Raw genomic sequence first — 12,963 nt, 5'->3', positions numbered from 1 at the left:
CGCAGAGAGGGTATGCGTCGCGACGCATGTTGGCGACGGCAGTATCTGTTTGCGTGCGGATGTGTGCAGAAAGAGCGGGCGCGACGACGGAGCGGATGCGAATGCGAAGCCTGACTCACTGTGTCGGCCTGGCTGGTGTCCGAGCCGATCAGCCCTTGAGATCGAGGCGCATCAGGGCGCGGTCGAAGTGCTGCCCGCGCAGCATGACCTGCTCATAGTGCACGACGGCGAACCCCTGCCGCTCGAAGACCGGAATCGCGACCAGACTCACGTGAGAGGTGAGCTCGACGGCGCCGTGATCCCGGGCGCTCGCGATTGCAGCGGCCAGCAACCGGGTGGCGATGCCCTGCCTGCCATGGTCGGGGTCGACGAAGAGGTGGTCGACGTAGCCTGAGTCGCGAAAGTCGACGTATCCGACGACATGTTCGACTGGGCTCGGGGATGCCGCACCGGGGTCGGCGACGGTCATGAGCCCCTTCTGACTCTCGTCATCAGCGCCGGAATCGGCTGCGACCGCGACCAGCGTGTGATGCGCCGTGCGATCGGCATTCCAGCGGTGCACAGAGCCGCCGCCTGCCGCCCAGGCTGTTCGCTGCTCTGGGGTGTAGCGCGAACCGGCGGTGATTCTGACGGCACGCGAGAAGACCTCACGGGTCGCGGCGGCATCCGCCGAGGAATACGGCCGAATGCGCACTGCAGACGCTGCAGCGGACTGCACGGAGGCGGACATAGCCGAAGTCTACCGACCCCGTCTTTCAGACGCGTGGCGGCTCAGCCACGGCGCTGCAGCCTTCCGACCAGGTTGAGCAGACGATCGTTCGTGCCCGGATTCAGCAGACGGAGGGTGTCGGGACGCAGCGGTTTGGTGAGCACCGGTTTCAGATGCGAGAACCGGCGGAACGAGTGCACGCCGTGGTAGGCGCCCATGCCGCTGGCGCCGACACCGCCGAACGGCAGTGCGCCGATGCCTGCGTGCACGATGGCTGCACCGTTCACTTGAGCCCCGGCCGAGGTGTGCTGAGCGAAGTAGGCGCGTGTGGCCGCGTCGCCGAAGACGTAGAGCGCGAGGGGCTTGTCCCAGGCGTTGATGACGCGGGCGGCCTCCTCTTTGGAGGACACGGTCAGAATAGGCAGGATCGGGCCGAAGATCTCTTCGCGCAGCAGCTGGAACGGGGCGTCGTCGCCGATCACCGTCTCGTCGAGGTTCGGGAACGTCACAACGGTCGGCTCGATGTAGAGATCGTCGCGGTCGGTGCGCCCGCCGAACTCGACGTTGCCCTCTTCGAGCATTGCGGCGAGTCGATCGAAGTGGCGCTCAGAGACGATGTGCCCGTATTCGCGGCCTGCGGCGGGGTCTGCGCCCCAGATGTCGGCGACCGCCTCGCGCAGGGCGGCGACCAGTGGGTGCACGCGATCGGGCGTCGTCAGCACAAAGTCTGGCGCGACGCAGGTCTGGCCGGCGTTGGTGAACTTCGCCCAGGCCAGTCGGCGGGTCACCTCGGTGAGCTGCCGGTCGTCGTCGACCCAGACCGGCGACTTGCCGCCGAGCTCGAGCGTCACCGGGGTGAGGTTCTGGGCAGCGGCCTCCATGACGATTCTGCCGACGCGACCCGAGCCGGTGAAGACGATGTGGTCGAAGCGCTCTTTGAGCGCGTTCTGGGCGACGTCGACGGCGCCGAGCAGCACGTGCACCGCGCCGTCGGGGAAGTACTGGGGGATCAGCCGCGCAATTGTCTCGGCGGTGTGCGGCGCGTCGGGGCTTGGCACGAGCACTGCGCTGTTGCCGGCCGCGAGCACCCCGACGAGCGGGTCGAGGGTGAGGTTCACCGGGTAGTTCCACGGTGACATCACCAGGATGACCCCGAGTGGCTCTGGCACGATCCTGGCTGATGCCGGCCAGATGAGGGGGCCGGCGCTGACCGACTTCGGGGCCATCCAGCGGCGCAGGTGTTTCTGTGCGTGTGCGGCCTCTCCGATCGTGACGTCGATCTCTGTGATTCCGGCTTCGCGGCGGCCTTTGTGCAGGTCGGCGAAGAGCGCTGCTTCGAATTCGCTGCGGTGCTCTTCGAGCAGTCGGCGCACGGCGCTGACGTTTCGTCGGCGGGAGGCCAGAGACTTGGTGGCGCCTGACTCGAATGCTGCGCGTGCGGCTGAGACTGCCGCGGTGACGTCTGACGGTGTGGCTGTTGGAATTGGGGCTGTTGGAGTTGTGGCGGCGTGTGAGACTCTCGGAGTTAGGACGGTTGTGCTCATGATCCGAGGCTAATGCTGTAGCAAAACGAAGCCAATCAGTTTCGTAGATAAGCGTCGAGTTGCCGTGGAAGGCGGCTGATCTCCGGTCTGAGCGACCTCCCAGCACCACGGCGAGAGAAGACGGCGTTGTAGCCAGGAATCTCAATATCTCGCCCAAGCGCAGAGAATTCAGGACCTCAGGAGCCTGAACGATTCCACGCACCTCAATCTCACCCAAGCACAGCGGGCTCAGATCCCGAGCCGGGTACAGCAGGTACGGAGTATGGGAAAGCTGCGGCACTCTGCGGGCTGATGCCGATGATGCGGAGCAGAGTCGCGCATCCGCCGTTGCAGCAGACTAGACGTTGAAGCGGAACTCGACCACGTCGCCGTCTTGCATGACGTAGTCTTTGCCCTCCATGCGCACCTTGCCCTCAGCCTTTGCCTCGTGCATGGAACCCGCAGCGTCGAGGTCGTCGAACGAGACGATCTCTGCCTTGATGAAGCCCTTTTCGAAGTCAGTGTGGATCACGCCGGCGGCCTGCGGAGCCGTCCAGCCCTGGTGGATCGTCCAGGCTCGGGCCTCTTTCGGGCCAGCTGTCAGATAGGTCTGCAGGCCGAGTGCCTGGAAGCCGATGCGGGCGAGCTGGTCGAGGCCGCTCTCTTCCTGGCCGATGGTGGTCAGCAGCTCGTGCGCCTCTTCGGCGGAGAGGTCGATGAGCTCGCTCTCCATCTGGGCGTCGAGGAGGATGGCCTTGGCCGGGGCGACGACTGCCTCGAGCTCGGCCCGCTTGGCGTCATCGGTGAGCACGGCCTCGTCGACGTTGAACACGTAGACGATGGGCTTCGAAGTGAGCAGGCCGAGCTCTTTGATCTCGTCGAGGTCGATGTCTTTGGCCGTCGAGAGGGGTTCACCCTGGTCGAGGTGGGCTTTCGCGGCAAGTGCGGCGTCGAGCACTGACTTGTCGATCTTTTTGCCCTTGACCTCTTTCTCGTAGCGCGTGATCGCCTTTTCGAGGGTCTGGAGATCGGCGAGCACGAGCTCGGTGAGGATGGTCTCGATGTCGCGCTTCGCATCGACGCTGCCGTCGACATGCACGACGTCGGGGTCGCTGAAGCCGCGGCTCACGAGGGCGATCGCATCTGCTTCGCGGATGTTGGCGAGGAACTGGTTGCCGAGCCCTTCACCTTCGCTGGCGCCCTTGACGATGCCGGCGATGTCGACGAACGACACCGGCGCGGGTACGAGCTTCTCGCTCTGGAAGATCTCGGCGAGGCGGTCGAGCCGCTTATCGGGCAGGTTGACCACGCCCACGTTCGGTTCGATCGTCGCGAACGGGTAGTTCGCCGCAAGAACGGTGTTCTTGGTCAGTGCATTGAAGAGGGTCGACTTGCCTACGTTGGGCAGTCCCACGATTCCGATTGTCAGCGCCACGAGGGTCAAGTCTAGCCGGTGTGGGACGAAGGCGTTGGGCTGGTCTGCGTTGCCGAGCAGGAGCGTTTTGGCCGGTCGCCTGAGCTGTGCAGGAGCATCTTTGCCCAGACTCTCCGCCGTGCAGGAGCAGATGCATCGCACAGGAGCAAGTTTCGTGACTGCAATGCTCCCACTTGAGCGGAATGCTCCTGCTCGACACTACTGCTCTGAGTTGCTCCGTTGCTCCTGTTCGGACGCTTTTTGCTGTAAAGACGACTGCCCGCACCAAAAGCAGGGGAGAAGGACGAGTACCTGTGGCAGAGCTGGGACGACGGTGAGACTGTCTGTGCTCGTGGAGAATCTCTTTCAGAGAACTCAGTCGCGCGCTCAAACGGTCTGTGGAACTCGTGGCCTCAGCTTTTCAGGACAGAACCGCGCGAGCAGGGTCTCGATGCTGCTGAGTACTAGATCCCAGTCATAGATGATCTGCGCAAAGGTAAACCGCAGTGGAATGATTCCAAGCTGAGCAGATCGCGCAGCCTTGGCGTGATCTTTGACATATCGCCCTGGTTCGGCGTGGCCCCGGCCATCCGCTTCGAGCGAGACGACCCCCTCGATGAGCAGATCAAGTCGTTCACGACTCGGCAGCCGAACCTGGATCTTGACGTCATAGCCGAGAATCCTCAGGCGGACGCGCGGGAATGACTCGATGATTGACTCGGAGTCTGCATCACTGAAGGCCAACACCTGTCGTCCGTTCGGAGTGCGTGAAAGCTCTGCGTGAATCTGGTCTTCTCTCAGTGCCGATTTCACAGGCAGTCTGCTGTTGCGGGCGGTGTGCAGGAGTCCGTCTACGACGGCAACCGCATCTGCAAGCTCAAGCCGCTTCAGCGTGTGCTGGAGAGCCTGCGGCCAAGGGACGATTCCAAATGGAGCTTCTGGCATGGCTGCGCGGTGCACGTAGTGGGTGTGCAGGCGCTCGCGCCTGATGGGTGCTGTGTGGCTCACCTGCACAATATGGCCGTAGGCGTCGGGAGGAATTCGACCGCCCCAGCGTGACAGCGCGTGCGGGCCACTGAGAAGACCGCCAAGGGACACTGCTCTGAGCACGTGAGGATCTGGCGCTGGAACAGTCTGCACCCAACCTCTGCGGATGGTTCTAATGAGTCCCTGTCGTCGTGCTCGCGCGACGTCTGCGCGTGAAACACCTTGTAGAAGGAGCCAGCGCACTTGGACGACGCCGGTAGGTACCAGAGCGAGTAGGTCTTGCATGAAACCACATTGCCCTCATCTCGCACCCAGGCGCTGGGGAACACGTCTGATGTGGACGCCTACGCGGCATCTGCAGGTTGTGCAGAGCGGGCGTGCACCGAGTTCTACGGGCGACGATGCGACGTTGGTGACCCGGCATCCGCACAAATGCGATCAGCGCGGCATCAATCTCTCTCACCAGACCAGACTCTGAGACCGGCCATGCTGGCACTTGCCGTCGAACACGGGTTGAGGGCCACGTCGCTTGCCCCAGCAGGAGCAGATGCGTTGAGGAGGAGCGCTTCTCACCGTACGAATGCTCCCATACGGCACATCTGCTCCTGCTCGACGCACCTGCTCCCCGGGGCCAGGCTAGAAATCCTCGAGCACCTCGGTCACCAGGCCCGCGATCTCGCTGCGTTCGCTGCGCGTGAGCGTCACATGCCCGAACAGCGGGTGCCCCTTCAGCTTCTCGACCACCGAGGTGATGCCGTCGTGCCGGCCGACCCGCAGATTGTCGCGCTGATTCACGTCGTGCGTCAGCACCACACGTGAGTTCTGCCCGATGCGGCTGAGCACTGTCAGCAGCACATTGCGTTCAAGCGACTGCGCCTCGTCCACGATCACGAACGCGTCGTGCAGCGACCGACCGCGAATATGCGTCAGCGGCAGCACCTCGACGAGCTCGCGCGCCACGATCTCGTCAAGCACCTGTGGTGACACCACGGCGCTGAGCGTGTCGAACACCGCCTGGCCCCACGGGTTCATCTTCTCGTCGCGATCGCCCGGCAGGTACCCGAGCTCCTGCCCACCGACCGCATACAGCGGCCGAAACACCATCACTTTGCGGTGCTGCTCACGCTCGAGCACAGCCTCCAGCCCCGCGCACAGCGCCAGCGCCGACTTGCCCGTACCCGCCCGGCCGCCGAGCGACACGATGCCCACGCTCGGATCGAGCAGCAGATCGATCGCCAGCCGCTGCTCCGCGCTGCGCCCGTGCAGCCCGAAGACATCGCGGTCGCCCGACACCATCTTGACCTGCCCGTCGGCGAGCAGGCGCCCGAGACCCGAACCGCGGGCCGACGACAGCACCAGCCCCGTGTTCACCGGCAGACCCTCTGTGCCTTCCAGATCGACCCGATCCTCGTTGTACAGCGCCGACATCTGATCGTCGGTCATGTGCAGCTCGGCGAGCCCGGTCCATCCGGTGTCGACGACCTGCTCGGCGCGATACTCGTCGGCTGCAAGACCCAGCGCCGACGCCTTCACCCGCATCGGCATGTCTTTCGACACCACCACGACGTCGCAGCCCTCGATCGACAGATTCTGTGCGACCGCCAGTATGCGCGAGTCGTTCGTCGATCCGCTGCTCTGAAACCCGCTCGGCAGCGCTGCCATGCTGGAATGGTTCAGCTCGACGCGCAGCGACCCGCCCTCGTCGCCGATGGGCACGGCAAAGTCGAGGCGTTCGTGTTCACTGCGCAGATCGTCGAGATTCCGCAGCGCCCGACGTGCGTAGTATCCGAGCTCCGGGTCGTGCCGTTTGCCCTCCAGCTCGGTCACGACCACGATCGGAATCACCACTTCGTGCTCGGCGAACCGGAAGATCGCGTCGGGATCGCTGATCAGCACCGACGTGTCGATCACGTACGTGCGCTGCCCCGTGCCATTCAGCTCTGTGTGATCGGCGGCGGCGAACTCGCTGGGGGCGTTGTCCGTTCTGCCGTGCGCTGCCCGATCGGCATTCCGGTTCGATGCCTGCACGTGGTGTGCGGATGCGATGGTCTGCCCGCCTTCGACGGTCGCGCTGGTCGACTCGCTGCGGTGGGATGTAGTGGCCACGTTGACTCCTCAGACGACTGATGCGTGAGGGGCCGCTGCCTTCCTTTCGGGAGGGGAGGCCCTACCCGCGCCGATCGGGTGATCGGTTGCCTTGAGCCTACAAGCAGAAAGGCCGCGAGACCGGTTCATTCGGGGTGTGACCGCATGACGCTCTGGTGAACTCTGAGCGACGTCCATGTTGCCTGCCGCTGACGGTGCATATCTCGTGATCGCGTCGAGTCGCTGCGCTAACGGCTGCGCCAACGGCCGTGTCATCGGCTGCGCCATTTTACCGAGCCGTCGGTCTGTGACGCAGAGATGCTCAGCACACTCTGAACATCAGATCCGGGCTGATCAGAATGGGCCGTGATCGAGGGAAGTGCCGTGCACAGAAAACGGGGAGTGGCCGGCGCCTGATCGGGCGCCGGCCACTCCCCGCAGGAAGCGTGTGAATCAGAGGTTGGGCGAGGTCATCGACAGCACGTCGAGGGCCTTGTCAAGCTGCTCTTCGGTGATCTCTCCGCGCTCGACGAAGCCGAGAGCGATGGTCGCCTCACGCACGGTGACCTTGTTGGCCACGGCGTACTTGGCGATCTTCGCTGCGTTCTCATAGCCGATCACGCGGTTCAGCGGCGTGACGATCGACGGTGACGACTCTGCCAGCTGGCGAGCACGCTCGACGTTGACCTTGATGCCGTCGACGGTCTTAACCGCGAGCAGGTGCGTCGAGTTCGTGAGCAGACGGATCGACTCCAGCAGGGCATTGGCGATCACCGGAATCTGCACGTTGAGCTCGAAGTTGCCCGAGGCACCAGCCCAGGTCGCAACCGTGTCGTTGCCGATGACGCGCGAGGCGACCTGCAGCACCGCCTCGGGAATCACCGGGTTGACCTTTCCGGGCATGATCGATGAGCCAGGCTGCAGATCGGGCAGGTGCAGCTCGCCCAGACCGGCGTTGGGGCCTGATGACGCCCAGCGCAGATCGTTCTGAATCTTGATCAGGCTGACGGCGATGGTGCGCAGTGCGCCCGACGCCTCGACCAGTGCGTCACGTGCTCCCTGAGCCTCGAAGTGGTCTTTCGCCTCGGTGATGGGCAGCCCGGTGTCTTCGCGCAGCAGCTCGATGACCTTCTGCGGAAAGCCCTTGGGTGTGTTGATGCCGGTGCCGGTGGCCGTGCCGCCGAGCGGCACCTCTGCGACTCGTGGCAGAGCGGCCTCGACGCGCTCGATGCCCAGACGAATCTGACGTGCGTAGCCGCCGAACTCCTGACCGACGGTGACCGGTGTGGCGTCCATCAGATGGGTGCGGCCGGCCTTGACGACGTCCTTCCATTCGTCGCGCTTCGCTTCGAGCGAGCGAGCGAGTTCGTCGAGCGACGGAATGAGGTCGTCGAGCAGCGCGCCGGTGACGGCCACGTGCACCGAGGTCGGGAACACATCGTTCGACGACTGCGAGGCGTTCACGTTGTCGTTCGGGTGCACGGGCTTGCCGAGTGCCTGCGACGCGAGCGTGGCCAGCACCTCGTTGGTGTTCATGTTCGACGAAGTGCCCGAACCCGTCTGGTACACGTCGATCGGAAAGTGCTGATCGTACTCGCCGGTGACGACCTTGTCAGCGGCGTCGGCGATCGCCTGCGCGATGTCACGGTCGAGAATGCCGAGTTCGGCGTTCGCCAGGGCTGCGGCCTTCTTGATGTGCGCCAGCGCGGCGATGTGCCGGTGCTCCAGTCCGGTTCCCGAGATCGGGAAGTTCTCGACGGCTCGCTGCGTCTGCGCGCCGTAGAGCGCGTCAGCAGGAACCCTGACCTCTCCCATGGTGTCGTGCTCGATGCGGTATTCGGTCACTGTTACAGCCTTTCTTTCTGTTCTGTGCTGCGTTGCACGTGCAGCTTCGAGGTGGATGCGGCGGGGGTCAGTGTGACAGTTCGCGTCCGGCGTTGCTCGCGGTTGTCTGTCCGATGTCGAGGCCGCGAGCGGTGATGGGCCGCACGCGTGAGGTGCTCAGATCGTAGATGGCGCCGACGACGGCGGTCTCGCCCCGGGTCACTGCAGCGGCGACGAGTTCAGAACGCTCCATGATCGCCTGCACCGTGTTCTCGACCTGCAGCTCGCCGATGTGTCGCGGCGAGGAGTCGCCGTCGCGCTCGGCCTGCGTGACCGCCGGTTTGATGCGGTGCAGCAGCTCTTCGAGAAAATAGCCGGGAGGCGTCGGCTGTGCCGGGTCGGCGGCCGCGATGGCTCCGGCGATCGCGCCGCAGCTCTCGTGGCCCATGACCATCACGAGGGGAACGTGCAGCGAGCCGACCGCGAACTCGATCGATCCGAGGATGCTGGTGCCGATGACTGCGCCGGCGTTGCGAACCACGAAGAGGTCGCCGAGGCCTACGTCGAACACGATCTCGGCAGGCACACGGGAGTCACCGCAGCCCAAGATGACGGCTTTGGGAGACTGCCCGGTCAGAAGCTCCTGCCGGCGAGCCTCATCGCGATGCGGGTGGCGACAGCGCATCGTGGCGAAGCGATCGTTGCCCTCCTGCAGGTCGTTCCACACCTCTTGGGGCGTACCAAGATCCAGCTCGCTCATGGCTCTCCTTTGTGCCGGTGTGCGACGGTTCGTCCGATCGGGGGTCAGCTGTTCAGCGAGGTCAAAGTCGCGTCGATCAGCTGGGCGAACTCGTCGTCATCGGCTGTTCCGTTGAAGATCAGTGTAGTTCCCGAGACCTCGGTGGTCAGCGCGTAGTTGTTCTGTCCCTTCTGAAAGTCGGGGGAGTCGCGCTGGTCATAGACGGTGAACGTGTGGCCGGAGAGGTCGATCTGCCCGGTCGGACGTCGGCCGTCGAGGTCTTGGCTGACCCAGGTCGGGTTCGCGCCCTTGACCTGCTCGAAGCGGATGTACTGGTGTTTCGGCGTGAGGAATCCGATCGTCCACACCTGCAGCTGGTTCGTCGGCTCCTGGTCGATGTCGGCACGATTCGCCTGCCAACCGGAGCCCGGCTCGGGAACGGCGAGGCGCCAGTCGACGGTCGGCTGGATGCCCTGTGCCGTGCTCTGGTAGTCGACAGCATTGTGCATCGGCGAGTCGTCTCGCGGCACCACGACGAGCATCAGTACGAGGACTCCCACGCACGCGATGATCGCCAGAATCAGATTGCGCAGCGTCTGCTGGGCGCGGTGCTTCTTGGCCGAATCAGAGGCCTGCGACGGCACCGGGCCGCGCGGAGGCTCCCCTGCGCCGGACTGCGTCGATGTTGTTGCTGCTGCTGGAACAGTGGACTCTGTCTGATCAGAAGACGTCATCGTCGCCTGGGGTCGTCGCGGGCGCGCCGGTTGCGTCTTGGTCGGCTGCCCCCGGTTCAGCGGCACCGGCTGTTGCAGCGCTCTGCTGACCGGCGACGGAGGCCTCTTGTGCGGCTTCGAGGCGCTGGCGGGCACCGGTCAGCCACTGCTCGCAGCGGTCGGCGAGGGCCGTGCCGCGCTCCCAGAGTTCGAGCGACTCTTCGAGGGTCGCACCGCCCTGCTCGAGACGGTTGACCGTCTCGGCCAACTGGTCGCGGGCGGTCTCGTATGAGAGGTCGGCGACCTCTTGTGCGTAGTCGTGAGCCATGATCGACAGTCTACTTTCTCTCTGATGCGGCGAGATGATGGTCTGAAATCTGGTCGACGGTGCTCTGCAGCTCGCCTTCGGCGAACAGCACCGTGATCTGCTGCCCGACGGCCGCATCGGCCGCGTTCGTGAGCACGGTACCGTCATCACGCCGGGCGATTGAGTACCCGCGCCTGAGCGTGGCGAGAGGCGACAGCGCGACGAGGTGCCCACGCAGAGCCTCGATCTGACTGTGCCCGCGCTCGAGCGTGCGAACGAAGAGCTCGGAAGACCGATCTCGCAGCCGATTGACGTCTTCGGCACGTTCGTGCAGCATCCACTCGGGGTCGCGCATGACCGGGCGGCTGCGAAGCTGCACCAGTCGTTCGTGCTCGTTGCGCAGACGACCGCTCATCGCGGTCAGCAGCCGGGTGCGCGCCTGCGTGGCGCGCAGCAGCTCGTCAGAGACGTCTGGCACCACGCGCTTGGCGGCGTCGGTCGGAGTCGACGCACGCAGATCAGCGACCTCGTCGAGCAGGGGACGATCGTTCTCGTGGCCGATGGCGCTGACGATCGGCGTGTGTGCTGCGGCCGCTGTGCGCAGCACCCGTTCGTCGCTGAAGCCGAGCAGATGCTGAAAGTCGCCGCCGCCGCGGGCGATGATGATGACCTCGACCTCAGGGTCGGCGTCGAGCTGCTGGATCGCGGCCACGACTTCGTCAGGCACGCGTTCGCCTTGAACGGCGGTGTGGATGGTGCGGAAGCGCACAGCCGGCCAGCGCAGGGCGGAGTTGCGCAGCACGTCTTTCTCAGCGTCTGAGTTCGCTCCCGTGATGAGCCCGATCATGCCCGGCAGAAACGGCAGGCGCCGCTTGCGGTCGGTTGAGAAGAGTCCCTCGGCAGCCAGCTGCCGGCGCAGGCGTTCGAGCCGTTCGAGCAGCTCGCCCAGCCCTGCATGGCGCAGCTGTGAGGTCACGAAGGTGAGTGAGCCGCCCTTGGGCCAGTAATTCGGTGTGAAGAGCCCGACGACGCGGTCGCCCTGGCTGAACTCGCCGAGATCGATGCGTCGAGCGGTCGACGACCAGATGGCGAACGAGAACGTGGCGTCCTGCTCGAGGTCTTTGAGCTTGCCGAAGACGTTGCCACCGCGCACGTTCCACTGGGTGATCTCGCCTTCGACCCAGATGCCGCCGAGACGGTCGATGTAGCCCTTGAGCTGTTTCGCCACTCGCGCGACCGACCAAGGTGCGTCGGCCGTCGCTGGGCCGTCGTGCTGAACCTGCTCGCTCATCGTGCTCCTGTCTCATGTCGTCCGTGCTGCGGCAACACCATGTCTGGTTCGCCACACGGCCCGCCGCTCAGCCCACACGGCCCGCCGCTCTGCCAGCAGCTCGTGCCGCCGCGCCTCCTCTGACAGCTGGCCGCGTGCCGAGCGCGCAGTCAGCTGCTGCGGCAACGGTGGCACCGTATCATGGGGGTGTGACACCAGAAGCCGCGAACGATCCCGTCTTCGTGCCGACTCCACGCGTTCCCCGCGCAGCGCCGGTGCTGCCGGTGATCGCTGATGATGACAGTCTGCCCCCTCGACGGGTGCTGCTGGCAGCCCCACGCGGATACTGTGCAGGAGTCGACCGCGCCGTTGTGGCTGTGCAGAGAGCGCTCAAGATCTATGGTGCCCCCGTCTACGTGCGCAAACAGATCGTGCACAACAGGCATGTCGTCGCAGAACTCGAGCAAGACGGAGCCGTCTTCGTCGAAGAACTCGACGAGGTGCCTGTCGGTGCCCACGTCGTCTTCAGCGCACACGGCGTCGCGCCGAGCGTCGTCGCCGAGGCCGAACAACGAGAGCTGCAGGCCATCGACGCCACGTGCCCGCTCGTCACCAAAGTGCATCGCGAGGCGAAGCGATACGCGAAACAGGACTACGACATCCTCTTGATCGGCCACCGCGGCCACGAAGAGGTCGAAGGCACCTCGGGCGAGGCCCCCGACCACGTGCAGATCGTGAACGATCCCAGCGAGGTCGACAAGGTGGTTGTGCGTGACCCGGCGAAGACCGTCTGGCTCAGCCAGACCACTCTCTCGGTCGACGAGACCATGCGCACGGTCGAGCGGCTGCGCGAGCGCTTTCCCGAGCTGGTCAGCCCACCGAGCGACGACATCTGCTACGCCACGTCGAACCGTCAGATTGCGATCAAGAACATCGCGGCGCGCTCCGATCTGGTGCTGGTCGTCGGCTCGTCCAACTCGTCGAACACGATGCGGCTCGTCGATGTCGCCCTCGATCACGGCGCTCGGACCGCGCACCGCATTGACTTCGCACATGAGATCGAGCCGGAGTGGCTCGCCGGAGTGCGCACCATCGGCATCACCTCGGGAGCCTCGGTGCCCGATGTGCTCGTCGACGAAGTGCTGGCCGCGCTCGCCGAAGCCGGCTGGCGCGACGTCGAAGAGGTGCGCACCGACGAAGAGGACCTCACGTTCTCACTGCCCAAGGAGCTGCGTCGCGATCTGGCGGCCGCAGGCGAGGAGACCGGGCTGGGCGGTCACGACCGCTGAACCTGGACGCCCGCTGACCCGGACGCCCGCCTGCCCCGACCGATGAGGCCGCTGAACGCCCACGGTGAGGTTCGCAGAAACGCGGGCGATCCGAAGACGCACA

At 65.0% G+C, this 12,963-nt stretch carries 11 protein-coding genes; 1 reads left to right on the top strand and 10 read right to left on the bottom strand.

Features of this window, described 5'->3' with window-relative positions:
* Positions 1 to 148 precede the first annotated feature (148 nt).
* The 10 genes from F8O09_RS10115 to xseA all read right to left on the bottom strand — a co-directional run bounded on the left by F8O09_RS10115 (position 149) and on the right by xseA (position 11,592).
* On the bottom strand, positions 149 to 730 hold the full coding sequence (locus tag F8O09_RS10115; protein WP_158055199.1) for a GNAT family N-acetyltransferase: 582 nt from the start codon (positions 728 to 730) through the stop codon (positions 149 to 151).
* A 41-nt stretch (positions 731 to 771) separates the two neighbouring features.
* On the bottom strand, positions 772 to 2,253 hold the full coding sequence (locus F8O09_RS10110; RefSeq protein ID WP_158055198.1) for an aldehyde dehydrogenase family protein: 1,482 nt from the start codon (positions 2,251 to 2,253) through the stop codon (positions 772 to 774).
* A 337-nt stretch (positions 2,254 to 2,590) separates the two neighbouring features.
* Positions 2,591 to 3,667 (bottom strand): redox-regulated ATPase YchF, encoded by a 1,077-nt coding sequence (gene ychF / locus F8O09_RS10105; RefSeq protein ID WP_158055197.1) that lies wholly within the window; start codon positions 3,665 to 3,667, stop codon positions 2,591 to 2,593.
* Positions 3,668 to 4,033: 366 nt separating this feature from the next.
* Complete coding sequence (locus F8O09_RS10100; RefSeq protein WP_158055196.1) at positions 4,034 to 4,654, bottom strand: hypothetical protein; 621 nt, start codon at positions 4,652 to 4,654, stop codon at positions 4,034 to 4,036.
* A 615-nt stretch (positions 4,655 to 5,269) separates the two neighbouring features.
* Positions 5,270 to 6,571 (bottom strand): PhoH family protein, encoded by a 1,302-nt coding sequence (locus F8O09_RS10095; protein WP_225733004.1) that lies wholly within the window; start codon positions 6,569 to 6,571, stop codon positions 5,270 to 5,272.
* Positions 6,572 to 7,171: 600 nt separating this feature from the next.
* On the bottom strand, positions 7,172 to 8,563 hold the full coding sequence (locus F8O09_RS10090; RefSeq protein ID WP_225732992.1) for a class II fumarate hydratase: 1,392 nt from the start codon (positions 8,561 to 8,563) through the stop codon (positions 7,172 to 7,174).
* A gap of 67 nt (positions 8,564 to 8,630) precedes the next feature.
* Positions 8,631 to 9,302, bottom strand: a complete 672-nt coding sequence (locus tag F8O09_RS10085; RefSeq protein ID WP_158032081.1) for a carbonic anhydrase — start codon at positions 9,300 to 9,302, stop codon at positions 8,631 to 8,633.
* Between the two features lie 44 nt (positions 9,303 to 9,346).
* Positions 9,347 to 10,015, bottom strand: a complete 669-nt coding sequence (locus F8O09_RS10080; RefSeq protein ID WP_158055195.1) for a DUF4245 domain-containing protein — start codon at positions 10,013 to 10,015, stop codon at positions 9,347 to 9,349.
* Positions 10,002 to 10,322 (bottom strand): exodeoxyribonuclease VII small subunit, encoded by a 321-nt coding sequence (locus F8O09_RS10075; protein WP_158055194.1) that lies wholly within the window; start codon positions 10,320 to 10,322, stop codon positions 10,002 to 10,004. Before F8O09_RS10075 ends, F8O09_RS10080 begins: the two co-directional genes overlap by 14 nt.
* A gap of 10 nt (positions 10,323 to 10,332) precedes the next feature.
* Complete coding sequence (xseA, locus tag F8O09_RS10070; protein WP_158032078.1) at positions 10,333 to 11,592, bottom strand: exodeoxyribonuclease VII large subunit; 1,260 nt, start codon at positions 11,590 to 11,592, stop codon at positions 10,333 to 10,335.
* 254 nt (positions 11,593 to 11,846) lie between these two features.
* Here xseA and F8O09_RS10065 point away from each other — a divergent pair, with 254 nt between their 5' ends.
* Positions 11,847 to 12,860 carry a 4-hydroxy-3-methylbut-2-enyl diphosphate reductase gene (locus F8O09_RS10065; protein ID WP_225733003.1) on the top strand — a complete coding sequence of 338 codons (1,014 nt, stop codon included), beginning with the start codon at positions 11,847 to 11,849 and terminating at the stop codon, positions 12,858 to 12,860.
* Positions 12,861 to 12,963 lie beyond the last annotated feature (103 nt).

The sequence above is a fragment of the Pseudoclavibacter sp. CFCC 11306 genome (genome assembly GCF_008831235.1).
GTDB lineage: Bacteria > Actinomycetota > Actinomycetes > Actinomycetales > Microbacteriaceae > Pseudoclavibacter_A.
The sequence above is the reverse complement of the archived record's forward strand: the minus strand, read 5'-3'. Positions and strand labels throughout refer to the sequence as shown.

What these genes read in the sequence shown, in the direction of transcription:
- F8O09_RS10115 (WP_158055199.1), bottom strand. Translation starts at nt 730, where the DNA reads ATGTCCGCCTCCGTGCAGTCCGCTGCAGCGTCTGCAGTGCGCATTCGG.
- F8O09_RS10110 (WP_158055198.1), bottom strand. Translation starts at nt 2,253, where the DNA reads ATGAGCACAACCGTCCTAACTCCGAGAGTCTCACACGCCGCCACAACT.
- F8O09_RS10085 (WP_158032081.1), bottom strand. Translation starts at nt 9,302, where the DNA reads ATGAGCGAGCTGGATCTTGGTACGCCCCAAGAGGTGTGGAACGACCTG.
- F8O09_RS10080 (WP_158055195.1), bottom strand. Translation starts at nt 10,015, where the DNA reads ATGACGTCTTCTGATCAGACAGAGTCCACTGTTCCAGCAGCAGCAACA.
- F8O09_RS10075 (WP_158055194.1), bottom strand. Translation starts at nt 10,322, where the DNA reads ATGGCTCACGACTACGCACAAGAGGTCGCCGACCTCTCATACGAGACC.
- xseA (WP_158032078.1), bottom strand. Translation starts at nt 11,592, where the DNA reads ATGAGCGAGCAGGTTCAGCACGACGGCCCAGCGACGGCCGACGCACCT.